The 25,622-nt window shown below is 66.0% G+C and carries 22 protein-coding genes and 1 tRNA gene; 13 read left to right on the forward strand and 10 right to left on the reverse strand.

The features are described from left to right. The first annotated feature begins 46 nt into the window (after positions 1–46). The 9 genes from H0T81_RS11400 (at position 47) to H0T81_RS11440 (ending at position 13,815) form a co-directional block, all read left to right on the forward strand. Complete coding sequence (locus H0T81_RS11400) at positions 47–1,156, forward strand: ABC transporter ATP-binding protein (protein WP_294013222.1); 1,110 nt, start codon at positions 47–49, stop codon at positions 1,154–1,156. 190 nt (positions 1,157–1,346) lie between these two features. Continuing rightward, positions 1,347–2,318: a LacI family DNA-binding transcriptional regulator gene (locus H0T81_RS11405; RefSeq protein WP_294013224.1), complete on the forward strand. Its 972-nt coding sequence runs from the start codon at positions 1,347–1,349 to the stop codon at positions 2,316–2,318. 26 nt (positions 2,319–2,344) lie between these two features. After that, the gene (locus H0T81_RS11410; protein ID WP_294013226.1) at positions 2,345–5,347 is read left to right on the forward strand and encodes a TonB-dependent receptor; all 3,003 of its coding nucleotides are present in this window, start codon (positions 2,345–2,347) and stop codon (positions 5,345–5,347) included. A 55-nt stretch (positions 5,348–5,402) separates the two neighbouring features. Next, positions 5,403–6,806, forward strand: a complete 1,404-nt coding sequence (locus H0T81_RS11415; RefSeq protein ID WP_294013227.1) for a glucoamylase family protein — start codon at positions 5,403–5,405, stop codon at positions 6,804–6,806. Beyond that, a complete protein-coding gene (locus H0T81_RS11420; RefSeq protein WP_294013229.1) occupies positions 6,803–8,059 on the forward strand; it encodes a sugar ABC transporter substrate-binding protein in 1,257 nt (418 codons plus the stop codon). Before H0T81_RS11415 ends, H0T81_RS11420 begins: the two co-directional genes overlap by 4 nt. Beyond that, positions 8,056–8,937 (forward strand): sugar ABC transporter permease, encoded by an 882-nt coding sequence (locus H0T81_RS11425; protein WP_294013232.1) that lies wholly within the window; start codon positions 8,056–8,058, stop codon positions 8,935–8,937. Before H0T81_RS11420 ends, H0T81_RS11425 begins: the two co-directional genes overlap by 4 nt. Next, positions 8,937–9,761, forward strand: coding sequence for a carbohydrate ABC transporter permease (locus tag H0T81_RS11430; protein ID WP_294013235.1), 825 nt, complete (start codon positions 8,937–8,939; stop codon positions 9,759–9,761). Before H0T81_RS11425 ends, H0T81_RS11430 begins: the two co-directional genes overlap by 1 nt. 14 nt (positions 9,762–9,775) lie before the next feature. Beyond that, a complete protein-coding gene (locus tag H0T81_RS11435) occupies positions 9,776–12,475 on the forward strand; it encodes a hypothetical protein (RefSeq protein WP_294013238.1) in 2,700 nt (899 codons plus the stop codon). Then, a complete protein-coding gene (locus H0T81_RS11440) occupies positions 12,472–13,815 on the forward strand; it encodes a GH1 family beta-glucosidase (protein WP_294013240.1) in 1,344 nt (447 codons plus the stop codon). The genes H0T81_RS11435 and H0T81_RS11440 overlap by 4 nt, the downstream gene beginning before the upstream one ends. Positions 13,816–13,936: 121 nt before the next feature. Here H0T81_RS11440 and H0T81_RS11445 read toward each other — a convergent pair. Continuing rightward, a tRNA-Val gene (locus H0T81_RS11445) sits at positions 13,937–14,011 on the reverse strand. Positions 14,012–14,162: 151 nt separating this feature from the next. Then, the gene (gene cpdR, locus H0T81_RS11450; RefSeq protein ID WP_294013243.1) at positions 14,163–14,540 is read right to left on the reverse strand and encodes a cell cycle two-component system response regulator CpdR; all 378 of its coding nucleotides are present in this window, start codon (positions 14,538–14,540) and stop codon (positions 14,163–14,165) included. Positions 14,541–14,639: 99 nt separating this feature from the next. Between cpdR and H0T81_RS11455 the strand changes: the two genes are divergently transcribed. After that, positions 14,640–15,500 carry an N-formylglutamate amidohydrolase gene (locus tag H0T81_RS11455; protein ID WP_294013246.1) on the forward strand — a complete coding sequence of 287 codons (861 nt, stop codon included), beginning with the start codon at positions 14,640–14,642 and terminating at the stop codon, positions 15,498–15,500. A gap of 286 nt (positions 15,501–15,786) precedes the next feature. Here the strand turns inward: H0T81_RS11455 and H0T81_RS11460 are convergent, their stop codons facing one another. Both H0T81_RS11460 and H0T81_RS11465 read right to left on the reverse strand, forming a co-directional pair. After that, positions 15,787–16,629 (reverse strand): phytanoyl-CoA dioxygenase family protein, encoded by an 843-nt coding sequence (locus H0T81_RS11460; RefSeq protein WP_294013249.1) that lies wholly within the window; start codon positions 16,627–16,629, stop codon positions 15,787–15,789. A 298-nt stretch (positions 16,630–16,927) separates the two neighbouring features. Beyond that, positions 16,928–17,719, reverse strand: a complete 792-nt coding sequence (locus H0T81_RS11465) for a SapC family protein (RefSeq protein WP_294013251.1) — start codon at positions 17,717–17,719, stop codon at positions 16,928–16,930. A 215-nt stretch (positions 17,720–17,934) separates the two neighbouring features. On the opposite strand from H0T81_RS11465, the gene H0T81_RS11470 reads away from it, so the two are divergent. The 3 genes from H0T81_RS11470 to yghU all read left to right on the forward strand — a co-directional run bounded on the left by H0T81_RS11470 (position 17,935) and on the right by yghU (position 20,941). Further along, positions 17,935–18,381, forward strand: coding sequence for a hypothetical protein (locus tag H0T81_RS11470; protein ID WP_294013254.1), 447 nt, complete (start codon positions 17,935–17,937; stop codon positions 18,379–18,381). Positions 18,382–18,501: 120 nt separating this feature from the next. Then, positions 18,502–19,941 carry a DEAD/DEAH box helicase gene (locus H0T81_RS11475; RefSeq protein WP_294013257.1) on the forward strand — a complete coding sequence of 480 codons (1,440 nt, stop codon included), beginning with the start codon at positions 18,502–18,504 and terminating at the stop codon, positions 19,939–19,941. Positions 19,942–20,029: 88 nt separating this feature from the next. Beyond that, on the forward strand, positions 20,030–20,941 hold the full coding sequence (yghU, locus tag H0T81_RS11480) for a glutathione-dependent disulfide-bond oxidoreductase (protein WP_294013259.1): 912 nt from the start codon (positions 20,030–20,032) through the stop codon (positions 20,939–20,941). Here yghU and tgt read toward each other — a convergent pair. From tgt to H0T81_RS11510, 6 genes are all read right to left on the reverse strand, one after another. Continuing rightward, a complete protein-coding gene (gene tgt / locus H0T81_RS11485; protein ID WP_294013261.1) occupies positions 20,932–22,071 on the reverse strand; it encodes a tRNA guanosine(34) transglycosylase Tgt in 1,140 nt (379 codons plus the stop codon). The genes yghU and tgt overlap by 10 nt on opposite strands. Positions 22,072–22,138: 67 nt before the next feature. Beyond that, positions 22,139–23,173, reverse strand: coding sequence for a tRNA preQ1(34) S-adenosylmethionine ribosyltransferase-isomerase QueA (gene queA, locus H0T81_RS11490; RefSeq protein ID WP_294013265.1), 1,035 nt, complete (start codon positions 23,171–23,173; stop codon positions 22,139–22,141). Next, positions 23,173–23,865, reverse strand: coding sequence for a peptidylprolyl isomerase (locus H0T81_RS11495; RefSeq protein ID WP_294013267.1), 693 nt, complete (start codon positions 23,863–23,865; stop codon positions 23,173–23,175). The genes queA and H0T81_RS11495 overlap by 1 nt, the downstream gene beginning before the upstream one ends. Before the next feature lie 32 nt (positions 23,866–23,897). After that, positions 23,898–24,419 (reverse strand): pantetheine-phosphate adenylyltransferase, encoded by a 522-nt coding sequence (coaD, locus tag H0T81_RS11500; protein WP_294013270.1) that lies wholly within the window; start codon positions 24,417–24,419, stop codon positions 23,898–23,900. Positions 24,420–24,437: 18 nt separating this feature from the next. After that, positions 24,438–25,352, reverse strand: coding sequence for a polyprenyl synthetase family protein (locus H0T81_RS11505; protein ID WP_294013273.1), 915 nt, complete (start codon positions 25,350–25,352; stop codon positions 24,438–24,440). Next, positions 25,342–25,596: an exodeoxyribonuclease VII small subunit gene (locus H0T81_RS11510; RefSeq protein ID WP_294013278.1), complete on the reverse strand. Its 255-nt coding sequence runs from the start codon at positions 25,594–25,596 to the stop codon at positions 25,342–25,344. The genes H0T81_RS11505 and H0T81_RS11510 overlap by 11 nt, the downstream gene beginning before the upstream one ends. Positions 25,597–25,622 lie beyond the last annotated feature (26 nt).

Genomic DNA, 25,622 nt, shown 5'->3' on the forward strand with positions numbered 1-25,622 from the left:
ATGAAGCACCTGTGTCAGTCAGGTGGCGGCATCGGGAGGTGCTGGCATGGCTACAGTTGAGTTGCGCGAAGTCAGCAAGAGCTTCGGAGCTACGCCAGTGCTCGAAAATGTCGACCTGGCCGTGGAAGACGGGGAATTTCTCGTGCTTGTCGGGCCGTCGGGCTGCGGGAAATCGACCCTGCTGCGCACCATCGCAGGTCTGGACGAAGTCGATCATGGCGATGTGCTGATCGGCGAGAAACGGGTCAACGATCTTGCGCCGGCCAAACGCGGCATCGCCATGGTCTTTCAATCCTACGCGCTTTATCCGCACATGACGCTCTACGACAACATGGCTTTCGGCCTGAAGCTGTCCGGCAAAAGCCGGGCGGAGATCGACACCGCAGTCAAGGACGCGGCCGCCCTCCTTGGAATCACCCATCTGCTCGATCGTCGACCCAAGACCCTGTCGGGAGGTCAGCGCCAGCGGGTTGCGATTGGCCGCGCCATCGTCCGCCAACCCTCGGTGTTCCTGTTCGACGAGCCCTTGTCCAACCTCGACGCCGCGCTGCGCGTCCGCATGCGCTACGAGTTCGCTCGGCTGCACAAGCGCCTGAAGACGACCACCATCTACGTGACCCACGATCAGGTGGAGGCGATGACTCTCGCCGACCGGATCGCGATCATGGACAAGGGCCGGGTCGAGCAGCTCGGCACCGCCGAAGATCTGTACGAGCGGCCCGCGTCCCTGTTCGTCGCGGGCTTCATCGGCTCGCCGAAGATGAACTTGATCGAGGCGACGCTGGACGGTTCCGGTGAAGGCGGGGCGACGCTCAAGCTTGGCGGCGGCGAGGCGCTCGAGGCTTGCGTCGATGCGTCCTCCGCCAGGCAAGGCGAGGAGGTGACGCTCGGCATCCGGCCCGAGCATCTGACGCTGTCGGACAAGGGAATCGCGGCGACCGTGGCGCTGATCGAGTGGCTCGGCAACGTCCGCTTTGCCTATTTGGACACCGAGGTTGCCGACGAGCCGTTGATCATGCAGCTGGCCCCGGACGATGACGTCGCCGAAGGCCAGGCGGTCAAACTCAAGGCCCCGCCGCGTCACTGCCACCTGTTCGACCGGACCGGCCAGGCTTTTCCACGGCCGTCGGACAAGCCGGGATCGCTGGCTGCCTGACCAAACCCACGGCCTGATCTAAAACCGACCTACTTTTAGGCACTTGCAGTCCCGGCAAGACCTGATAGGTTGCAATGTAACCGTTTACACAAAGACAACATAGCTCAGCTTCTTGGGGGCGGCCCGTGGACCAAGCTCGCACCACACCAGCCAGTCGACCGGGGCCTTGAGGGGCGCCACCATCCGCGACGTGGCTCGAGCCGCGGACGTCTCGGTGGCGACGGTTTCGCGTGCCCTGAATGGAATCGACAAGGTGGCCGGGATCACCCGCGAGCGTGTCCTCAAGATTGTCCATGAGCTCGATTATGTCCCGCACAGCGGCGCTCGCGCCTTGTCGACTCGGCGCACCGAAACCATCGGCGTGCTGCTCCCTGATCTCCACGGCGAGTATTTCTCCGAGCTGATCCGCGGCATCGACCTCGCCGCTCGCCAGCACGGCCTTCATCTCCTGCTGTCCAGCTCCCACGGCGATCCGACCGAAGCGGCCGCCGCGTTGCGGGCGATGCGAAGCCGGGTCGATTCAATCATCGTCATGCTTCCGAGCGCCGGCGAGGAGCTGCTCGTCCACTCCAGGAAGGGGCCCGTGCCGATGGTATTCCTCGGCAGCGGGGATCATCGCGATCACCCCTCGTTCGAGATCGATAATTACGGCGGGGCGGTGGCGATCACCCGCCATCTGCTGGACAGCGGACGCCGCGGTATCGCTTTTGTCGCAGGCCCGCTGGACAACCGCGAAGCCCGCGAACGCGAGCGCGGCTATCGGGCCGCGATCGCGTCGGCCGGCGGGGACGAATGGATCGTCGCCGGCGACTTCAGCGAGCAGTCGGGCCGCGACGCGGCCGCGCAATTCATCGCCGGCCCTCGTCCCGATGCGATCTTTTGCGCCAACGACATGATGGCGATCGGCTGCCTCGAGTCGCTGCGCGAGGCCGGTCTTCGCATTCCGGACGACATCGCGCTCGCCGGCTTCGACGACATTCCGATCGCCCGTTACGTGAGCCCGGCATTGACCACCGCGGCCGTGCCGATCGCCGCGATCGGCCGCCGAGCGCTCGAGTGCTGCGTCGAGCTCATCGCCGGCCGCAAGACCAAACGCCGGCACGTCATTCAGCCCGAGCTCGTCGTCCGCTCGTCAACTCAACGCCGACCTACCGACCGCTAACCAAATAGATCCGAAGGGGAGATCCCATGACCAAGTCAGACACCAGCCGACGCCTCGCCCGCGCAATGCGCACCGCCTTGCTCGCGACATCCCTGCTCGCCGCGACGCCTGCATTCGCCCAGCTCACGACCGCCACCATCCGCGGCCAGGTGACGACTTCCGCCGCCGCGGCGCCCGGAGCGGTGGTGACGGCGAGAAATATCGACAATGGATCGACCGCGCGAGCGACGGCCGGGCCGGACGGTTCCTACGTCCTGACCGGCCTCCAGCCCGGAACATACGATATCAACTTTACGGCCGCCGGCGGCACCCCGGTCACCCGCCGGGTCATTGTTTCGGTCGGCCAGACCGCGTCGCTCGACGTCGACACCGGCGCCCAAACCGCGCAGCCGGTCGACGAGGCGATCGCAACCACTGAGGGAGCCCCGGTCGTTGCTGGTGCCGAGGGTGACACGATCGTCGTGACCGGCACCCGTCTGGTGGAAACCCGAACATCCGAGGTTGGCACCAACGTCAGCGACGACCAGATCGAGAACCTTCCTCAGAACAACCGCAACTTCCTCAATTTCGCTCAGTTGGCGCCTGGCATCCGGGTCAATCAGACCGAGTTCCGGCAGACCTTCTCCGGCGGCGGCGTCGGCGCCGATCGCAACGGCGACAGCTTCGGCGGCCCTCAGGTCAACGTCTTCATCGACGGCGTCAGCCTCAAGAGCAACGTCAACCAGGGCGGCATCGTCGGCCAGGACGTCAGCCGCGGCAATCCGTTCTCGCAGCTCGCGGTGCGCGAGTTCCGGGTCTTGACGTCGAACTTCAAGGCCGAATTCGAGGATGCCGGAACCGCGATCATCACCGCGATCACCAAGTCGGGCACCAACCGCTTCAAGGGCGAGGCGTTCGGATCGTACCAGAACCAGTCTCTGATCGCCCGCGACTTCTTTGTTAAGCGTGACGATCTCGACGAGCCCAAGCTGAAGCGGACGCAATATGGCGCCAGCTTCGGCGGACCGATCTCCCAGGATAATCTGTTCTTCTTCGCCAGCTACGAAGCCAATTTGCAGGACCGCGCCAACACCGTCGTTCCCGGCGGCACCGAAGCAGTCCAAGCCTTGCTTCCGTTCGATGTCGACGACTTCCGCGGTAGCTTTAGAAGCCCGTTCCGCGAGCATCTCGGCTTCGGCAAGCTGAGCTGGCAAGCGGCCGACAACCAGCTCGTCGAGCTTAGCGCCAGCATCCGCAAAGAAACGGACCTGCGGGGGTTCGGCGGAGCCGAATCCCGCGAGCGCGGCGAAGACGTTGATAACAATGTCTACACGGCCAAATTGCGTTACGATTACTCGGGTAACGGCTTCCTCAACGAAGCGACCATCGATTGGCTGAAGTCGGACCTGCAGTTCGGAGCCCTCGGTGAAGCCGGCTTCGGCCGAATCTACCAAGGCGTCATCAGTGTCGGCGGCCGACCGCAATTGCAGGAGGTCAGGCAGCAAGGCCTGACGTTCCGCAACAATCTCAGCTTTACCGACATCGAATGGAAAGGCAGCCACCTGGTCAAGGTGGGAGCCAAAGTTTCATTCCAGAAATACGGCGTCGGCGGCAGCGGTCCCAACGCCAACCCTCAATTCGAGTTTATCAGAAACAATCTCGGAACGCCCGATACCAGCGATGACTTGGACTTCAGTTTTCCTGCCGTGGTCCGTTTCGGCGGCGGCGATCCGGAAGTGAAAGCAAACACTACCCAGATCGGCCTGTTCGCGCAGGACGACTGGGAGGTGAACGAACACCTTTTGGTTAACCTCGGCTTGCGTTGGGACCTGGACACCAACGCCAAGAACAATGACTTCGAAACTCCGGATCGCGCGGCCGAAGCGTTGCGCGCGCTCGGCAATGACCCGCGCGCGCCGACATACTTCGACGTCGAGGATTACATTTCGGACGGCGACCGGAAGGCCGAGTGGGACAATTTCGCGCCTCGCATCGGACTCTCGTATGACATCAACGCTGATCAGCGCACTGTCCTGTTCGGAGGCTATGGCCGCTACTACGACAGAGCGCTTTTCCGTAGTGCGGCCGAAGAAACCTTGTTTTCGCAGTTTCGGTCCGGTGAATTGCTGTTCTCCAGGAACGGGCAGCCGCGCGATGGGCGGCCGACGATCCAGTTTCAGGACCAATTCCTGACCGAGGCGGGGTTTGAAGCGTTGCTGGCGAGCCTCGCCGCTGACCCGACATCGCCCGGAACCAGCGAGCTCAGGGTCATCCCGAACGATCTCAAGACGCCCTACACCGACCAATTCAGTGTCGGCGTTCGACAGCGCTTTGGAATCTTCCGGACCTCGCTCACCTACAATCACACGATCGGCAAGAACCAGATTGGTTACGCGCCGCTCAACCGCACGGAAACTTTGAACGCGAACGGGTTCTTTGATTTCATCCCGCTGATCAACGGCTACAGCAACGCGATCGCGGCATTCAACACACGGCAGACAAAGTATGACGCTCTCTTCCTGTCGGTGGACAAACCTTACAGCAAGTCGTCGGGCTGGGGAGTCGGGCTCGCCCATACGTGGGTGCTGCGTTCGAAGGGGCGGGGCTTCGAATTCAACTTCGACGTTCCAAACATTGCCGATCAACCCTTCGTCCCGAACGCCGGGAACGAGAAACACCGCGCGGTCTTGAACGGCATCGTCGACCTCCCGCTCGGATTCCGAGCGTCGGGTCTCGTAACCTACGGGTCGGGCGCGCCGTTCTTCGTAATCGACGCACGGGACGGTTTTCAGCCGGACCGGATTCGCCTCGGGCATTTCGAAAATGTTCGCGATTTCCTCCAGGTGGACTTGAGGTTGCAAAAAATCTTCCGACTCTTCGGCGACCGCGAAGTCAGTCTGTCGGCCGAAGTGTTCAACCTGTTCAACCGGGCCAACTTCGGGAGTGCCGAAGGCTTCATCTGCTGCGACGGGAACCCCAACTTCGGGAAGCCCAACGCGCTCGCCGGGCCGCCGCGGAGCTTCCAGTTCGGGGTGTCGACGCGGTTCTGAGCCAAGGTGCGGGGGCCGCTGTTCGCAGCGGCCCCTCCGCCATGCGGAGAAGCAGGTGACCACTCGCCGCGATGTGATGAAGCTCGCCGCGCTCGGCCTCTCGGGCCTTGCGACGGGCTGCGTCGGCATGACCCCGCGGCCGCGCCCGGAGGCGGCGGTCAATGCCTTCCTCGACGACGTCCAGCGGCGCGCGTTCCAGTTCTTCTGGGACACCACCAACCCCGCCAACGGCCTCGCCCGCGACCGCTATCCGACGCCGTCCTTCGCCAGCATGGCAGCGGTCGGCTTCGCGCTCACCGCATACCCGATCGGCGTGCATCGTCGGTTCGTCAGCCGCGCGGCCGCCGCCGAGCGGACGCTGGCGACGCTGCGTTTCCTGGCGAACGCTCCGCAAGGTGACGCGCCGTCCGGAATGACGGGGCACAAGGGTTTCTTCTACCATTTCGTCGACATGGAACGCGGCGCCCGGTTCGAGCAGACCGAGCTGTCGACGGTCGACACCGCGCTGCTTCTTGGCGGCATCCTGTTCGCGCAGGGATTCTTCGATCAGCCGGCCGAGAGGGAAATCCGCGACCTCGCCGACCGGATCTACGCTCGGGTCGACTGGCGCTGGAGCCAGGCGCGTCCGCCGACGGTGGCGCTCGGCTGGAGCCCAGAGAAGGGCCACCTGCCCTACGACTGGATCGCCTACAGCGAGGCGATGCTGGTCTACCTCCTCGCGCTCGGCTCGCCGACCCACGCGCTCGGCCCGCAAAGCTGGCAGGCATGGTCGGCCGGGCTGCCCAAGCATTGGGGGACGCAAGAGGGGCAGCAACTGGTCCGCTTCGGCCCGCTGTTCGGGCACCAGTACAGCCATATCTGGGTCGACTTTCGCGGCATCCGCGACGCCTTCATGCGCGAGAAGGGTCTCGATTATTTCGAGAACAGCCGCCGCGCGACTCTCGCCCAGCACGCTTATGCGTTGCGCAATCCGATGCAGTGGAAAGGCTACGGGCCGCGCTTGTGGGGGCTTACGGCTTGCGATGGGCCGGCCGACGTCACGGTCCAGGTGGAAGGCCGGACCCGCACCTTTCGAACCTACTCGGCGCGTGGTCCAGGAGATTTCGACGACGGCACGATCGCTCCGACCGCGGTCGGCGGGTCCGTGCCGTTCGCGCCCGACCTGTGCATTCCAACGCTCATGGCCATGCGCGCCGATCACGGCGACCATCTCTACGGGCAATATGGCTTCCTCGATTCGGTCAATCTCACTGTCCCACCGACCGTGCCGCTGAAGCACGGCCGCCACGTGCCTGGACGCGGCTGGTACGACGGCGATTATCTCGGCATCGATCAGGGCCCGATCCTGGCGATGATCGAGAACCACCGCAGCGGTCTCATCTGGGACGTGATGCGATCCAATGCGCATATCCGCCGCGGGCTCCAGAGGGCCGGCTTCACCGGCGGCTGGCTCGCATGAGGCTGTGGCTGCTCGCGGTGCTGCTGCTGTTCGGCTGCGCCGGCCGCGACGACGGGCGGGAGGTCGTCAAATTCTGGGCGATGGGACGCGAGGGCGAAGTGGTCGCCGAACTCATTCCGGAATTCGAACGGCTGCACCCCAACATCCGTATCGAGCTGCAGCAGATCCCGTGGAGCGCGGCGCACGAGAAGTTGCTCACCGCCTTCGCCGGGCGGGTCACGCCGGACATCGCCCAGCTTGGCTCGAGCTGGGTGCCGGAGCTGGTAGCACTGGGAGCGCTCGAGCCGCTCGACAAAGCGATCGCGGCTTCAAGCAGCGTTCCGGCCGACGATTTCTTTGCCGGCATCTGGGGCGGCAATGCGATCGATGGCCGCACCTGGGGCGTCCCCTGGTACGCCGACACCCGGATCCTCTTTTATCGAAGCGACCTTCTGCGAGCCGCCGGCTATCCCGAGGTTCCCGATAATTGGGCGGACTGGGTCAAGGCGATGCGGGCGATCAAGCAGCGCGGCGCGCCCCGCGACTATGCGATCTTTCTGCCGATCAACGAGTACGAGCCGCTGCTCGCCTTCGGGCTCCAGCAGCCCGAGCCGCTGCTGCGCGGCGGCGGGCGCTACGGCAATTTCGAATCGCCCGGTTTCGTCCGTGCCTCGAACTTCTATTTCGGCCTGTTCGATCAAGGCTTGGCGCCGCGGGCAACCAACACCCAGATCTCGAACATTCACGATGAGTTCGCCAAGGGCCATTTCACGTTCGTGATCACCGGCCCGTGGAACATCGGCGAGTTCAAGCGGCGGATGCCGCCCGAGCGGCAGGACGACTGGATGACCGCGCCGCTGCCGGGGCCGGCCGGTCCGGGCTTGTCGATCGCCGGCGGATCGAGCCTGGCGATCTTCGCGCGCTCGAAGCGCAAGGCGGCGGCCTGGAAGCTGGTCGAATATCTGTCGCGGCCCGAGGTCCAGGTGCGGTTTTTCGAGCTGACCGGCGACCTGCCGCCGAGGCGCAGCGCGTGGGCCGCCCCGCTGCTCGCCAGCGACCGCTATGCCAAGGCCTTCAAGGACCAGCTCGAGCGGACCGAGGCGCCTCCGGCGGTGCCGGAATGGGAGCGGATTGGCCAGCAGATGCGGATCGTCTCGGAACGCGCGGTCGCCGGGCAGATCACTCCGGCGCAATTCCGGGCGACGCTCAATGCGGACACCAACGCGATGCTCGAAAAGCGCCGCTGGAAGCTTGAGCGCGAGGCGGCGCAATGACCCGCTTTTCCTCGGCCGGCTGGGCCTTCGCGGCCCCGGCGCTGATCATGCTCAGCCTGTTCTTCTTCATCCCGGTGCTGCTCGCCTTTGCCCTCAGCCTGACCGATTTCGACCTCTACGCGCTGGCCGATGTGGACGACCTGCGGTTCATCGGCCTGGGGAATTATGGCGAGCTGTTGCAGACGCCCTTGTTCTGGAAGGCGCTCGGCAACACCTTTTATTTCGTGGTGGTCGGAGTGCCGCTGTCGATCGCATTGTCGCTCGGTGCGGCGATGTTGTTGAACGGGATCGCCTCGGCGCTGGTCGGCTTTTTCCGAACGGCCTTGTTCGCGCCCGTGGTCACCACCCTGGTCGCGGTGGCGGTGATCTGGCGATACCTGCTGCACACCCGCTACGGGATGATCAATTACGGCCTCGAGGGTCTCGGGGTGGATCCCGTCGACTGGCTCGGCGACCCGAACTGGGCGATGCCGGCGATCATCTTCTTCGCGGTGTGGAAGAACTTCGGCTACAACATGGTGATCCTGCTTGCCGGGCTCCAGACGATCCCGAACGATCTCTACGAAGCGGCACGGATCGACGGAGCCAACGGCTGGCAGCGCTTTCTCCACGTCACTCTGCCCGGGCTCGGGCCGATGCTCCTGCTGGTCTCGATCCTGACCATGGCGGGCTATTTCCAGCTGTTCGCCGAACCCTATGTGATGACCCAGGGAGGCCCGGTCGAAAGCACCGTCAGCGTGCTCTATTTCATGTACGAGCAGGGCTTCAAATGGTGGAACCTGGGCTTCGCGTCGGCGGTCGCCTTCATCCTGTTCGTGATCATGTTCGTGATCACCGCGATCCAGTACCGGCTGGCCAGGGCGCGGGGAGTCGCCTGATGCGAAGCTCGCGGCTCGCCCGGTCGATGCGGATCCTGCTCCTCGTCATTCTCGCCGGCTTCGCTTTGTTCCCGTTGCTGTGGATGCTTTCGGTGTCGCTGATGGCGCCCGGCGAAGCGAGCCAGTTCCCGCCGCCGCTGCTTCCCGACGCGCCGGGGCTGAGCGGCTACCGGGCGCTGTTCGCGACGACTGGAATCGGCGTCTATTTCCTCAACAGCGTGATCGTCGCGACGCTCGGCACCTTGCTGTCGCTCGCCTTCAACGCGACCGCCGGTTACGCGTTTGCGAAACTCAAGTTCCGCGGGCGCGACCGAATCTTCCAGCTGCTTCTTGCGGCGCTGGTCATCCCCGCCCAGGTGGCCATGCTGCCGCTGTTCCTGATGTTGAAGGAGATTGGCCTCATCAACAGCTTCGCCGGAGTGCTCGTGCCGGTGACAGCCAGCATCTTCGGCATTTTCCTGGTTCGGCAATATGCGCTGTCGATCCCTGACGAGCTGCTCGAGGCGGCGCGCATCGACGGCGCCAGCGAGGGCCGCATCTTCCTCCAGATCGTGGTCCCCGCGCTGATGCCCATCCTGGTCACCCTGGCGCTGTTCACGTTCCTTGGTGTCTGGAACGACTTCATGTGGCCGCTGATCATCCTCACCGACCAGGACAAATACACCCTGCCGGTCGCGCTCGCCGCATTGTCCCGCGAGCATGTCCAGGACAATGAGCTGATGATGGCGGGATCGGTCCTCACCGTCCTGCCGGTGCTGCTGCTGTTCCTGGCGCTCCAGCGCTACTACATGCAGGGCCTGCTCGCCGGGAGCGTCAAGGGGTGACGCGCCTCGCGGCATTGCCCGCTCTCGCACTGCTGGCCGCCGCACCCGCTTCCGCTCCGATCTTCGCCGATGCGATGGAGGCGGCGGGGCCGTGGGTCGCCAAGGGATCCGACAGCGTCGCCGGTTCGAGCGCCTCGGTCCCCGGCTCGGACGGGCGGGCGGTGGAGCTTGCCTACGACTTCGGCCGAGTATCGGGCTACGCGTACATGCGCCGCCCGGTGGCGATTGCGCTGGAGGACAATTTCGAAGTCCGGTTCCGGGTCAAGGGCACCGGCGGCCGCAACGACTTCCAGATGAAGCTGACCAACGGCGACAATGTCTGGTGGAAGGTCTGGCGCAATTTCCGGCCGCCCGAACAATGGCAGGAAGTCGTGGTCCCGGCGGGCGAGATCGGCTTCGCCTGGGGGCCGACCGAGGACAAGATCCTGCGACGCGCCGACGGCATCGAATTCGTCGTCGCCCGCAATCGCGACGGCGGGGCCGGACGAATCGCGATCGACGAGCTTCGAATTGTCCCGCTCCCCGGCGTCCGAACGTCCGTTCGTCCGCCGGAAAACTCCGCCAACGACCGGATCGCCGCACTTGCCAAAGCGAGCCCGCGCGGAGCCTTCCCGCGAGCCTTCATCGGCGAGCAGCCGTACTGGACCCTGGCGGGCAGCGACGGCGGCAAGGTCGCCGCGCTGATCAGCGAGGATGCGGCGATCGAGCCCGCCAAGGGCAGCTATTCCATCGAGCCGGTGGTGATCGACGGCGGCCGTCGGTTCAGTTGGGCAAACGTCCCGCAAAGCCACTCGCTCGCCGACGGCAAGCTGCCGATCCCGTCGGTGAGCTGGTCAGCGCCGGGCTTTCGACTCGACACGACGCTGCTTGCCGACAGCGCCGGACGCTCGGCGCTTGCCCGCTATGCGCTGACCAACCTTTCGGGCGGACGGCGAACGATCGAGCTGCGGCTCGGGATTCGTCCCTGGCAGGTCAACCCGCCGGCGCAGTTTCTCGCCCAGCAGGGAGGCGCGAGCCCCATCTCCAGGATCGTTCGAAACGGCACTCGGATCGAGATTACCCAGCCGCAGACCGAGGGGGACCCACCGCTCAAGCGCGTGCTGATCGCCAGCCGCCCGCCCGACTCGGCAACGGTCGCGTCGCTGCCCGGCAAGGACATGGCCACCGCCGACCTCGTCTACCGATTCGAGCTCGGGCCGGGGGCAAGCGACCAAATTGTCCTGACCATGCCCGGCAAGGTCGTGCCGCCCTCCTGGGACCGGGCGTTTGCCGCCACCCGTTCGCATTGGCGCGATGTGCTTGGCCGAGTGACACTGCGAGTCCCGCCATCCAAGCAGGCCGTCGCCGACACGCTGGCGACCGCCTTCTCGCACATTCTCACCAGCCGCGACGGACCCATGCTCAAGCCTGGAACGCGCAGCTACGACCGCGCGTGGATCCGCGACGGCGCGATGATGTCCGAGGCGCTGCTTCGAATGGGCCGGGCCGACGTCGCCCGAGCCTTCGCCGACTGGTACCGGCCCAACCTGTTCAGCAGCGGCAAGGTCCCGTGCTGCGTCGACTTTCGCGGTGCCGACCCGGTGCCGGAAAACGACAGCCACGGCGAATATATTTTCCTCGTCAACCAGCTCTATCGCTTCACGGGTGACCGGCCCGCGCTCGAACGCGACTGGCCCTCGGTGCTCGCCGCGACGCGCTACATGGACCAGCTTCGGTTGAGCGAGCGGACTCCGGCGAACCTGACGCCGGAACGCCGGATGCTTTACGGGCTGATGCCGCCGTCGATCAGCCATGAAGGCTATTCGGCGAAGCCCCAGTACAGCCTGTGGGACGATTTCTGGGCGCTCCGCGGGTACCGCGACGCCGCCGAAATCGCGCGGGTTCTCGGCAAGCCGGAGGCGGCGGACATCGCCGCGTCGCGCGACCAGATCGCCGCCGATCTTCACGCCGCGATCCTCGCCGCGCGCGACCGCTGGAAAATCGACTTCATCCCCGGAGCGACCAGCCTCGGCGACTTCGACGCAACCTCGACCACCATCGCTCTCGACCCGGGCAACGAGCAGTCGCGGCTCGATCCGAAAATGCTGGAGGCGACCTTCGAGCGCTACTGGCGAGAGTTCCAGACGCGCGCTTCGGGGGCCCGGCCGTGGAAGGATTACACGCCCTACGAGACCCGCACGATCGGCAGCTTCGTCCGACTGGGATGGCGGGACCGGATCGATCCCTTGCTCGACTTCTTCATGGCCAGCCGCCGCCCGGCGGAGTGGAACCAGTGGGCCGAGATCGTCGGCCGCGAAACGCGCGAGATCCGCTTCATCGGCGACATGCCGCATGCCTGGGTGGCGTCCGACTTCGTCCGCGGCGTGCTCGACATGTTCGCGTGGGAGCGGCGCGATGATTCGGCGCTGGTGCTCGGCGGCGGGCTCTCGGCGGACTGGCTGGCCGGCAAGGGCTCCAGGATCGCCGGGCTGGCAACGCCATATGGCCAACTCGACTTTTCAATCCGGGGCGATCACCGGCATCTGACGGCAACGATCGGCGGCGGAGCACGCCCGCCGGGAGGCTTCGTTCTCCACTGGCCCTATCGAACCCGGCCCCCTAGGGCGCGGGTCGATGGACGGGTCGTGCCGTGGCGCAACGGCGCGCTCAACCTTGCCGCGACAGGCAACCCCATCCGGATAGAAGTCGGGCAAAGAACAGGAACCCCGAAATGATCGAATTTCCCGACGGCTTCCTGTGGGGCGCGGCGACATCGGCCTCCCAGATCGAAGGATCGCCGCTCGCCGACGGCGCCGGGGCGAGCATCTGGCAGCGGTTCGTGCACACGCCCGGGCTGACTCATGACGGCGACACCGGCGATGTCGCCTGCGACCATTACAATCGCTACCGCGAAGACGTTGACCTGATGCGATCCCTGGGCCTCAATGCCTACCGCTTCAGCATCAATTGGGGCCGAGTTCTCCCGCAGGGCACCGGACGGGTCAACGAGGCCGGCCTGGAATTCTACGAGCGGCTTGTCGACGCCCTGCTCGAGGCTGGCATCGAGCCGCTGGCGACGCTCTATCACTGGGACTTGCCGGCCGCGCTCGACGACCGCGGCGGCTGGCTGAACGGCGAGATCGCCGACTGGTTCGCCGATTATGCCGAAGTGATGTTCCGGCGGCTTGATGGCCGGGTGAAAAAGTGGGCGACTCTCAACGAGCCCTGGGTGATCACGGACGGAGGCTATCTGCACGGGGCGCTGGCGCCCGGTCACAAGAACCTGTTCGAGACTCCGATTGCGTCGCGAAACCTGATGCTTGCCCACGGCGCCGCGGTGAAGCGCTACCGCCAGGTCGGCGCGCACGACATCGGGATCGTCGTCAATCTCGAACCCAAATATCCAGCCTCGGACAAATCGGCGGACCGGAGCGCCGCCGAACGCTCAGCCGCCTACATGAACCATCAGTATCTCGACCCGGCCTTCGGGCTCGGCTGCCCCGACTCGATGGCGGAAATTTTCGGCGCCGGCTGGCGGGAGTGGACAGCGGACGAGCTGGAGCTCGCCTCGCAGCCCACCGATTGGCTTGGGGTCAATTATTACACCCGCGGAGTCATGAAGCACGATCCGTCGAGCTGGCCGGTCAAGGCAAACTACGCGCGCCAGCCGGGCAGCACCTACACCGACACCGGCTGGGAGGTCTTCGAGCGAGGCCTGACCGAGACTCTGCTGTGGGTGAAGGAACGCTACGGTAACCCGCCTGTCTACATCACCGAGAACGGGTCGGCCTTCTACGACCCGCCCGTCGCGGACAATGGGCGGGTCCAGGACCCGTTGCGGATCGATTATCTGAAGCGTCATTTGCGCGCGGTGCACGAGGCGATCCGGCAAGGCGCGGATGTCCGCGGTTACATGGCCTGGTCGCTGCTCGACAACCTTGAGTGGTCGCTGGGATTTTCCAAACGCTTCGGCATCGTTCATGTGAATTTCGAAACCCAGGAGCGGACTCCCAAAGACAGCGCTCGCTTCTATTCCGCCGTCATCTCTAGCAACGGTGGCGCCCTGGCTGACTGAATGTCCCCAAAGCGGAAACCAACGGCATCGCGCCTCGAAAAAAGTGGGAAAATGTCGCCGCGCAGACGAAAGCCGAATCGACGATGCACGCACCTAAGCTGTTGAATTATAAGGAGAAAAATGGTGGGCGTGGCAAGGATTGAACTTGCGACCCCTGCGATGTCAACACAGTGCTCTACCACTGAGCTACACGCCCACTCGGGCCGCATTTAGGCAGCGGGGACCAAACGCGCAACCCGGCCACATTGGCTGGAAACCCAATCGAAAACGCATCGCGCCCGGCACGGATTTATTCCGGGCCGGAGCGATTCAATTCCGCCTCGATCAAAGTAGCACTTTGATCGAAACTACAATCGCCCGTGCTGGTCCTCGGTCTGGAAGATGCGGTCGACCTCGGCGACGAGGTCCTTCAAATGGAACGGCTTGGACAGCAGCTTGGCCTCGGGCGCCGTCCGACCGCCCTGGAGGGCGACCGCGGCAAAGCCGGTGATGAACATCACGCGGATCGCGGGATCGATCACCGAGGCTTTCTGGGCGAGCTCGATGCCGTCCATTTCCGGCATGACGATATCGGTCAGGAGCAGGTCGAACCGCCCCGCCTGGAGCAGCGGCATCGCCTCGGTTCCGCAGCCGACCGCCTCGACCTCATAGCCGACGCGCTGCAAGGCGCGCTGCAGATACTCGCGCATCGACGTGTCGTCTTCCGCCAGCAATATTCTCGCCATCGCTCCATCTTATGCGCACAGCTTTTAATATTTTCTACCCGCTATTCGGCTCGCTCGGGCGTTGACCGGGGCCCATTCGTCCTAGATTGAGACGGCCCAGTGACGCTCGCCGAGTCCCACATCACTCCCCTTCCCGCCCCGATCGTCCATCCGCCGCGAGCCGGTCGGCCCGTGCTGTTGTCGGTCCCGCACTCGGGCCGCGACTATCCCGACTGGCTGGTGGCAATGGCGTCGGGCGGCCGCCGGGCGCTGGCCGCGCTCGAGGATCCGCTGGTCGACCGGCTGGTTTGGCGGGCGGTCCAGCACGGCACCGCGGCGGTCATCGCCCGGGCGCCGCGGGCGGCGGTAGACTGCAACCGGGCCGAAGACGACATCGACCCGTCGGTGATCGAGGGCGGCCGCCGCGGGCGGGTCAGCGCCCGCGCTCGCGGCGGGCTCGGGATCGTCCCGGGCCGGACCCAGAGCCACGGCTATCTGTGGCGCCGCTCGATCGGCTCCGGGCAGCTCGAGGACCGGCTCGACCAGGCCCACCGCCCCTACCATCGAGCGCTCGCCGAGCAGCTCGGTGAACTCGCCGGGCGCTACGGCGGAGCGATCCTGCTCGATTGCCATTCGATGCCGCCGCCGGCCCGCGGGGTGGCGCCGATCGTGCTTGGCGACTGCCACGGGCGAAGCGCCGCCCCCTGGGTCAGCGCCGAGGCGGTTCGAATCGTCCGGTCGGCCGGCTTTGTCGCCGATCTCAACGATCCGTTCGCCGGCGGCCACATCGTCGAGCGCCATGGAGCTCCCGAGCGCGGGATCCACGCGCTCCAGGTCGAGATCGACCGGCGAGCCTATTTGAACGAGCGCCTCGACGAGCCCGGACCCGGGTTCGACGCCATCGCCTCGCTGATCGAAGCGCTCGCCTCGGGTCTCGGGGATTTGGTCCTCAGCCGGCAGTTCGCCACCGCGGCGGAATAAGTCACGTGTAAGAAGCTGGCGCGAAAGCTCTTCGCCCACGGCCCGCGAGGAGTCTCAGGAGACCTCTCTTATGTCCGCTTTGGGTGGAAAGCGGACATTAGAGGACGGCGAGCAGCACAGACCGCAGCTGCGCACGTCGGCCGGGCGCTCCGGAAACGGAAGAGTCGACGGTCACCCAGACCACTCGGCCGGGCGATCCGGCTCTCCCGGCTGAGCAGCCCTCGATCGTCGAGCCACAGCCGGAGAGCAGGATAGGAACAAAGCACCTCGACCAGGACCCGACGGGCTACACGTAATGAGGCTCACCCCGCTCGTGCAGGTCCTCGTAATGTACGAGAGATGGCTCCGGCCCAAGAGGCACGGGTTGCCCGTCGCGGAAGGCCCACTCTCCGCGGTCGCAATCCTCCGCCTTGACATAGCCGTTTATGTAAAGGCGCCTTCGATGATCGGAGCTGTTGATTCCTGAGCCATGCACCAGGAATGGGCTCCACAGGGCCACATCCCCGGGATCCAGCATCAAGTCGACGGCATCGGCAGGAGACAAGCCGGCCGCGACGAGCACGGCGTCGGCCATCGCGGCGCCAAGCACCTCGGTGGAGCTGTCGATCCCGAGATCGCCTCTGAGGTGGCTCCCCGGGATGACCCGCATGCACCCCGACTCAGGCGTGTGCGGGTCGATCGCGAGCCCCGTCTGCACATAGGATGCATCAAGATTGCGGTAGGCAGTCGCCGGCCGGCGAAAGCGGGAGTCCTGATGCCAGGCGAAGTCGCCCAGCGCGCCGCGGACCTTCCAGTGGATCTGATTGATGATCTGCTTGAGGTCGCGGCCGAGGAGCGGCTCGAGCAGCTCCGCCATGCGCCTGTCGAGACGCACCTTGTTGAGTTCCGGCTGGTGATACGATGGCCACTGCACCATGCGCACCAGCGGCTCGCCGTTCGCGAGGCTGGTGACGTTGTCGAACAGATTGCCGTGCCGGAAGCGGCGGCCGTGCCGTACACCTTCGGCGTGTACCTGATCGATGGCGGCGCCGATCGCCTCGACCTCGCGAGCGGTGAACAGGCCGCGAACGACGGCGTAGCCGTCCCGTTGATAGCTCGCCAGATACTCGTCGGCCTCTTCGCTAGGCAAGTGACTTGCCTCTCCCGGCTTGCGACATTCGAGCTACGCTAGTGCCGGCGAACAGAAATGGAAATACGCGCCGGTGGCCGATGGACTGCTCGCAGTGGGTCGAATGCAGCTATTGCGCTAATGTCCGCAATGGGTCGAATGCGGACGTTAGCGAGTCACTGAGTCTCATATATTAGTGCCAAAACACGGTTAGCTGAGCGGCGCGTTTTGCGGCCCATGAAAGGCGACAACGCGGACCGCCTGCATCATTGAATTGGGACGCCCGGGAGCGCTTGAACTCGGCCCCGCCGCGCTCGGTTCAGGCGTCGACTTTTGGCCGCTCCGGAGCGGCGATCGGCCCCTTGCCCTGCAGCACCTGTTGCGAGAACACCTCGCGGATCTGCGGCAGCGAGAACAGATGCGCGTAAATCAGCGGCAGCATGCCGCTCTGGTTCATCTTGCGCAGTTCGTCGCCGCGCATCTCGCGAAGCTTCTCCTCGTCGACCATCTGGAAGCCGCGATAGACGAACGGTTGCTCGGCGCCCTCGGGCTGGATGGCGACCTCGCCGTCCATCAGCAGCCCCGCCTTCTTCAATTCCTCGAGGAACACCGCGGTGCGCTGGCCGGCGGTCTCGAACTGTTCGCAGAACTCGAGGATGGCCTTGGTCGCCTGGCTCGGCTGGTCGCCGTCGAACAACGGCTCCCCGTCTTCGAACTCGCCGACCGCGCCGGCGGTCGGGTCGAAGCACAACGACAGCTCGTCGCTGTCGGGGCGAAGCCGCGCCAGCAGGAACGGATAGCGGCGCATGTAAGCGGGCACGTAGATCGCCGGATCGTGGAGCCTGCCTTCCTCGTTGAGGAACACGTTGATCCCCTCGCTCAAACCCATCAGCACCAGCGGCACCGGGTTGTCGCCGATCGAGAAGACGATCGGATAGTGGCGCTGAAGGAGCGAAAACTCGTCGACCGTCGCCGGGATCGCATGGGTGCTGGCGATCATCGTCGGCTTGTCGACCGGCCGGATCTTCATTTTTCCGTGCTGGGTGACGTTCAGGGCTTCGAGCGAGTTATAGAATAACGGCAGGGTCTGGTTCGGCGCGGCAGTCGCCATTCGATCGATCTCCCAAGGTCTCGGGCGGATCCGGGGTTGAGGCACCAGGCGCCGCCAGCCAGCCGGTTAGATTTGCGGTCGAGCCTCTATTCCGAGCCGTCTGTTTAGGCAAGGCCGGACGGTCGGGCGCGCGCATGCCAGCCCCACTGCGCCTTCAATTCATTGACCATTCAACAGCTTGCTGCGAAGCCGCGGCCGATGAGGGTGGGAGGAACGTGACCGTATCGAGCTTCCTGGTGCTGCTTCCGCTGCTGCTTGGCCTGGCTGCGTCCCAGGACGATTCCCCGGGCGAGGAGCCGCAACCGAGCGTCAGCCGGCTGGTGGTCGAGCAGCAGTGGATCGTCCGCGTTCCGGTCCGGCCGCAGCGGGCGGCGCCCCGGTTCGAGTGGAGCGAGGGCAAGCGCGTCAAATGCTTCCCGACCAGGCATATCCGCGGCGCGCTTCTGTCCGGGGCCGATAACGTCGACTTCCTGCTCGGCAAGCGCCAGCGGGTCCGGGCGTCGTTCAACGGCAATTGCCCGGCACTCGACTTCTACGGCGGCTTTTATCTCAAGACCGACGACGAGCGGGTCTGCGCGCGGCGCGACGTCGTCCATTCGCGGATGGGCGGAAGCTGCCGGATCGAGGGCTTCCGGCGGCTCGAGCCGAAACTCAAGGACTGAGTTTTACAGGGTTCAGGGAATCGGGCTTTCCTTGACAATTTCATCGCGGCGGAGTTAGCCCCGACAACCGTTGCGGCCGCCTAGCGAGGCGCTCGCCACCTTATTTTTCCGGACCTTTGAATGTCTTTTGCCGATCTCGGCCTATCCGATGAATTGCTGCGCGCGGTCGCCGACAGCGGCTATGGCGAGCCCACCCCGATCCAGAAGGGGGTCATCCCGTCGGTGCTGATGGGCAAGGACATCGTCGGCATCGCCCAGACCGGGACCGGCAAGACGGCCGGCTTCGTTCTGCCGATGATCGACATCCTCCATCACGGCCGCAGCCGCGCTCGGATGCCGCGCTCGATGATCCTCGAGCCGACCCGCGAGCTCGCCGCCCAGGTCGCCGAGAATTTCGAGAAATACGGCAAGTATCACAAGCTCTCGATGGCGCTGCTGATCGGCGGCGTTCAGATGGGGGACCAGGTGAAGGCGCTGGAAAAGGGCGTCGACGTGCTGATCGCCACTCCGGGCCGGCTGATGGACCTGTTCGGGCGCGGCAAGATCCTGCTGAACGGCTGCGAATTGCTGGTCATCGACGAGGCCGACCGGATGCTCGACATGGGCTTCATCCCCGACATCGAGGAAATCTGCTCCAAGCTCCCTAAATCGCGCCAGACCCTGCTCTTCTCGGCGACCATGCCGCCGCCGATCCAGAAGCTCGCCGCCAAGTTCCTGAGCGACCCCAAGCGCGTCGAGGCGACCCGTCCGGCGACCGCCAACGTCAACATCGAGCAGCGGCTGGTCGAAGTCCGCGCCGACAAGAAAAAAGACAAGCTGCGCGAGTTGCTGCGAGCCACCGAGTTCAAGAACGCGATCGTGTTCTGCAACCGCAAGACGACGGTGCGCGAACTCGCCTCGAGCCTCAAGCGCTCGGGCTTCGCGGTCGGCCAGATCCAGGGCGACATGGAGCAGTCGGACCGGATCGCCGAGTTCGACCGCTTCAAGCAGGACGAGATCAACATCCTGGTCGCCTCGGACGTCGCCGCGCGCGGCCTTGACGTCAAAGGCGTCAGCCACGTGATCAACTTCGACGTTCCTTGGCAACCCGACGATTACATCCACCGAATCGGCCGCACCGGCCGCGCCGGGATGAAAGGCATCGCGATCACGCTCGCGGCCCCGGCCGACGCGGAGCAGGTCGCGGCGATCGAGAGACTGACCGGCACCAAGATCGCCCGCGCCGGAACCGTGAAGGAAACCGTGGCTCCGTCCGACGCTCGCGAGGAGCGCGAGCTAAGCGACGCTCCGGCCCGAGAGCCGCGCCGAGGCCGCCGCGAGCGCAAGCCCCGAGCCGACCGTGCCAACCGAGCCGAGCGGCCCGACCGTGCCGAGCGGGCCGAGCGGGCCGAGCGGACCGAGGCCAGGAGCGCCCCGCCGCCGGCAGCCGAGGAGGAGCGCAAGCCGCGCCCGCCGCGCCGCGAGCCCGAACCGAAGGTCGACGAAACCGACGAGGCCGACGAGGCGAACGAGGGCTGGAACGGCCCGATGCCGTCGTTCCTCTCGATCCGCGCGGATTAATCTTCTCGCCGGGTAGTTACCTCCATGGTGCTGGAAAGCGCCGGGCGAGCTTCCTAGCTCTCTAGCCCGAGCGAAAGGATCAGCCGCAATGAGCAATTCCGAATATATCCCGCCCGAGGTCTGGACTTGGGAAGCGCCGAGCGGCGGACAGTTCGCGAGCATCAACCGGCCCACCGCCGGCGCGACCCACGACCGGGAGTTGCCGGTCGGCAAGCATCCGCTCCAGCTTTACTCGCTGGCTACTCCGAACGGCCAGAAGGTCGCGATCATGCTCGAGGAATTGCTCGAGCGCGGCCATTCCGGCGCCGAATATGATGCCTGGCCGATCCGCATCGCCGATGGCGACCAGTTCTCGACCGGCTTTGTCGAGATCAACCCGAACTCCAAGATCCCGGCGCTCGTCGACCGCAGCGGTCCCGAGCCGGTGCGCATCTTCGAATCCGGCGCGATCCTGCTCCATCTAGCCGAGAAATTCGGTGAGTTCCTCGCCCCATCCGGACCGGCGCGCGCGGAGACCTTGTCCTGGCTGTTTTGGCAAATGGGATCGGCGCCCTTCCTCGGCGGCGGCTTCGGGCACTTTTTCGTTTATGCTCCGAGCAGGCAGGAATATCCGATCAACCGCTATGCGATGGAGGTGAAGCGGCAGCTCGACGTGCTCAACCGCCGCCTCGCGGACAGCGAATATATCGCCGGCCCCGATTACTCGATCGCCGACATCGCGATCTGGCCCTGGTACGGCGGCCTCACGCTCGGCCGGACCTACGAGGGCGCCGACACCTTCCTCGCCACGCACGAATATGAGCATCTCGTGCGATGGGCCCGGCAGATCGACGCGCGCCCGGCCGTGCGGCGGGGACGGATCGTCAACAAGCTGACCGGCGAGCCGTGGGAGCAACTCCACGAGCGCCACGACGCCAGCGACTTCGAGCTTCGGACGCAGGACAAGCTGGGAGCCGCGGACGAGCGGGAAAGCGTCGCCGACGACGCGATCTATCGGTAGCGGCCGAGAAATTCGCCCGCGAAAGCCTGCAGCCGCCCTTCCGCAATCGCGTCGCGAAGGCCCTCCATCAGCCGCTGGTAGAACCACAGATTGTGCTCGGTCATCAGCATCGCGCCGAGGATTTCGCCCGATTTCACCAGATGGTGGACGTAGGCGCGCTCGAAGCGGCTGCACGCCGGACACGGACAGCCGGGCTCCAGCGGCTCGCGATCCTCGGCGAAGCGCGCGTTGCGCAGGTTCAACGGGCCGTCGGCGGTGAACGCCTGGCCGGTCCGCCCCGAGCGCGTCGGAAGCACGCAGTCGAACATGTCGATGCCGCGGCGCACCGCCTCGATGATGTCGTCGGGCTTGCCGACTCCCATCAGGTAGCGCGGCCGGTCGGCGGGCAGCATCCCGGCGGCGAAATCGAGGCAGCCGAGCATCGCGCCCTGCCCCTCCCCGACCGCGAGGCCGCCGACCGCATAACCGTCGAAGCCGATTTCCGTCAGGGCGTCCGCCGACGCCTCGCGCAAGCCCTGGTCGAGCCCCCCCTGCTGGATCCCGAACAGCGCCGCCTTGCCCGCATGCTCCCCGCCTTTTGCACCGTCAAAGGCGTCGAACGCGTCGCGCGACCGCTTCGCCCAGCGCATCGAACGCTCCATCGCCGCCACCTGCTCGGCCCGGCCCGAAGTCGTCGGCACCAGCTGGTCGAACGCCATCACGATGTCGGCCCCGAGCAGCCGCTGGACCTCGATCGACCGCTCCGGGGTCAGCAAGTGCGCCGACCCGTCGAGATGGCTCTTGAAGCTCACCCCCTGCTCGCTGACCTTGGTCAGGTCCGCCAGGCTCATCACCTGGTAGCCGCCGCTGTCGGTGAGGATCGGCCGATCCCAGCCCATGAAGTGGTGCAGCCCGCCCAATCGAGCGACCCGCTCGGCGCCCGGCCGGAGCATCAGATGATAGGTGTTGCCAAGGATGATGTCGGCGCCCGACGCGGCGACGTCGCCGGGCTTCATCGCTTTCACCGTGCCCGCGGTGCCGAGCGGCATGAACGCCGGAGTCCGAACGACCCCGCGCCCCATCGCGATCGTGCCGGTGCGCGCAACACCGTCGGTCGCGGCGATGGTGAAGGCAAAGCGCTCGATGCTCATGTGGCGGGCGCTAGTGGGGACATTTGGCGGAGACAAGGTCGGCCAAGGCTCGCGAGGAGCTTGCCGGTCAGCCGCGCCGAGGCAGCAGCAGGCTCGCGTCGCCGTAGCTGTAGAAGCGGTAGCCGCGCCCGACCGCGTGGCCATAGGCCGTCTTCATAAGCTCCAGCCCCATCAGCGCGCTGACCAGCATGAACAAGGTCGAGCGCGGCAGATGGAAGTTGGTGACCAGGCCGTCGACCGCCTTGAAGCGGTAGCCCGGCGTGATGAAGATCGCCGTGTCGCCCTCGAAGGCACGGATCTCGCCGTCCTCGCCCACCGCGCTTTCCAGCAGCCGGAGCGAGGTCGTGCCGACCGCGATCAGCCGCCCGCCGGCGGCTTTGGCACGGTTGAGCCGATCGGCGGTCCCGGCGTCGATGCGTCCCCATTCCGAGTGCATCCGGTGCTCGGCGACGGTGTCGGCCTTGACCGGCAGGAACGTCCCGGCGCCGACGTGCAGGGTCAGCGTTTCGCGGCCGATGCCGCGCTCGTCCAGCGCGCTCAGCAGCCGCGCAGTGAAGTGCAGCGCCGCGGTCGGCGCCGCCACCGCCCCCTCCTCGCGCGCAAACAGGGTCTGGTAATCCTCGCGGTCGGCCTCGTCGGGCGCACGGCGCGAGGCGATATACGGCGGCAGCGGCATGGTCCCGGCCCGCTCGATCAGCTGCTCGACCGGCTCGTCGCCGTGGAACTGGAGCAGGAACGCGCCGTCCGTGCCGCGCTCGACGGCCGAAGCGGCGACTCCGCCTTCGAACTCGACCCGGTCACCGACCTGCAGGCGCCGCGCGTTGCGGACGAACGACCACCAGCTCCGAGCCCCCTCGCGCTTGTGCAGCGTCGCTCCGATCCTCGCCGCTCCCCGCCGCCCCTCGAGCTGGGCGGGAATGACCTTGGTGTCGTTGAATACCAGCACGTCGCCGGGCCGAAGCAGCGACGGCAGGTCGAGGACATGGTGGTCGCAAATCGTCGCGCCTTCGACCCGCAGCAGCCGAGCGCTGTCCCGCGGACGGGCCGGTCTCAAGGCGATTCGATCGGGTGGAAGCTCGAAATCGAATTGGTCGACGCGCATCAGTCGGCCGTCGGCGGGGCCTCCGCCGGGGATGGCGCTATCGGTGCCGGTGCCGGCGCCGCCGGCGCAAGCGCCTGGACGACGGGCATGTCGCCGAGCGTCGCTCGAACGATCCGGGTCGGGTTCTCCGGCGGCTCGCCGACCGCGATCCGGTCGACCGCGTCCATCCCGGAGATCACCCGGCCGAGCACCGTGTACTTGCCCCACAGGCCGACGTTGGGCGAGAACATGATGAAAAACTGGCTGTTGGCCGAATTGGGGTCCTCGGTGCGGGCCGCTGCAACGATCCCGCGCATATACGGAATGGTCGTGAACTCGGCCTTGAGGTCGGGCAGCTCGGAGCCGCCCGCCCCGGTGCCCTTGGGATCGCCGCCCTGGGCCATGAAGCCCGGGATCACGCGGTGAAAGACGACTCCGTTGTAGAAGCCGCGGCGGACCAGGGTCTGGATCCGCTGGACGTGCGTCGGAGCGGCGTCGGGGCGCAGCTGGATGACGACCGCGCCGCCGTTCGACAGTTCGAGCCTGAGCTTGTTCGCGGGGTTGGCGGCCACCGCCGGCGGCGGCAGCACGGCAACCGCGGCGGCTGGCGGAATCGGCGCCGGCGCGGGGGCCGCCGTCTGAACGGCTCCCGAAGGCTCGGCCGAGGCCAGCGCGAAGGCCGCAAACATCATTGCCTTCAAGGCTTTACGCATCGTCCACCCACTCTCCGGAAACTGTCGTGCAACTAGCGCGGAGATCGCTCCCGCGCCACCCCCGGGTTTCGCCCGAGATGCGCCGCCACATCGGCCGCGACCGCCGGCGGGACGAACTTGTCGATCGCTCCGCCGTAGCGCGCGATTTCCTTGACCAGCCGCGAGGCGATCGGCTGCAGCGACACGTCGGCCATCAGGAAAACGGTTTCGATCTTGTCGTTCAATTGCTGGTTCATGCCCGCCATCTGATACTCATATTCGAAGTCGGCGACCGCCCTCAGGCCGCGCAGGATCAGCGACGCGCCCTGCGCTTCCGCGAAGTCCATCAGCAGCGAGTCGAACTCGACGACCTTGATGTTGCCGGCGATGTCGGCGACCTCGCGGCGCACCATTTCCAGCCTCTCGGGCAGCGAGAACATCGGCTCCTTGGCCGGGTTGGTCGTCACTCCGATCACCAGCCGGTCGACGAGGTGCGCGCCGCGCCGGACGATGTCGATGTGGCCCAGAGTGATCGGGTCGAAAGTGCCGGGATAGACGCCCACGCGCTCAGTCATCTCGATGGCCCCCGCATCTCAATGGTCCCGTTCGATAGCGAAGCGGGCGATGGAACGCAGCAGGTCCGCTTCGCCGCCATGGCCGCCAAGATGCTCGACCGCCTGCTCGACCAGGAAATGCGCCTGCTGCCGGGCGCGGTGCTCGCCGAGCAGCGACACGAAGGTCGCCTTGCCTGCGTGAGCGTCCTTGCCGGTGCGCTTGCCGGCCGCCGCCTCGTCGCCGCTGTGATCGATCAGATCGTCGGCGATCTGGAACGCCAGGCCGATGTTGCGTGCGTAGCCGCGGTAGGGCGTGCGCGCCGGTTCGGCGAGCCGGACCATGATGCACGCCGCCTCGACCGAATATTCGATCAGCGCGCCCGTCTTCAGCTGCTGGAGGCGGGTGATCGCGGCGATGTCCAGCTCCTCGCCTTCCGCGACCAGGTCCATCATCTGCCCGCCGGCCATGCCCGCCGGGCCGGCCGCGCGGGCCAGCTCGAACACCAGTTCGGAGCGCACATGCGGGTCGTCGTGGGTTGCTTGATGGGCGAGGATCTCGAACGCCAAAGCGTGCAGGCTGTCGCCGGCGAGCACCGCCTCGGCCTCGCCGAACGCCCTGTGGACAGTCGGCTTGCCGCGCCGCAAATCGTCATTGTCCATGCACGGCAGATCGTCGTGGATCAGCGAATAGACATGGATCGCCTCGATCGCCGCTCCGACCCGAAGCGCGCGTTCGGGATCGATTGCGAACAGTTGCGCCGCCGCGCTGGTCAGCAGCGGACGGAGGCGCTTGCCGCCCCCGACGGCAGCGTGGCGCATCGCTTGGTACAATCGGTCGCGGGCGTCGCCGCTGTTCTCGAGCAGTCGGGAGAAGAAGCTGTCGATCTCGGCGGACAGTCGGTTCGATTCGGCCTCGAACTCCGCCCGCGAGCGGTCGATGAGCTCAACTGCCATCGAACGGAGTCACGCCCGCAGGCTTGCCGTCGGCGCCGAACGCGATTTGCTCGATCCGCGCCTGGGCGGCCTTCAAGCGCGCCTCGCAATGGCGCTTCAGCCGGTCGCCTTCTTGGTACAGCTCGATCGACTGGTCGAGCGGCGCTTCGCCGCGCTCGAGCAGTCGGACGATCTCCTCGAGCCGGGCGAGCGCCGCCTCGAAGCTCAGCTCATTCGTCGGCTCGGGGGGTTGGGCGGCGTCCATGGCGACAGCTTCTGACCCCCTAGCCC

Source organism: Sphingomonas sp. (assembly GCF_013812825.1).
In the GTDB taxonomy this organism is placed as follows: domain Bacteria; phylum Pseudomonadota; class Alphaproteobacteria; order Sphingomonadales; family Sphingomonadaceae; genus Sphingomicrobium.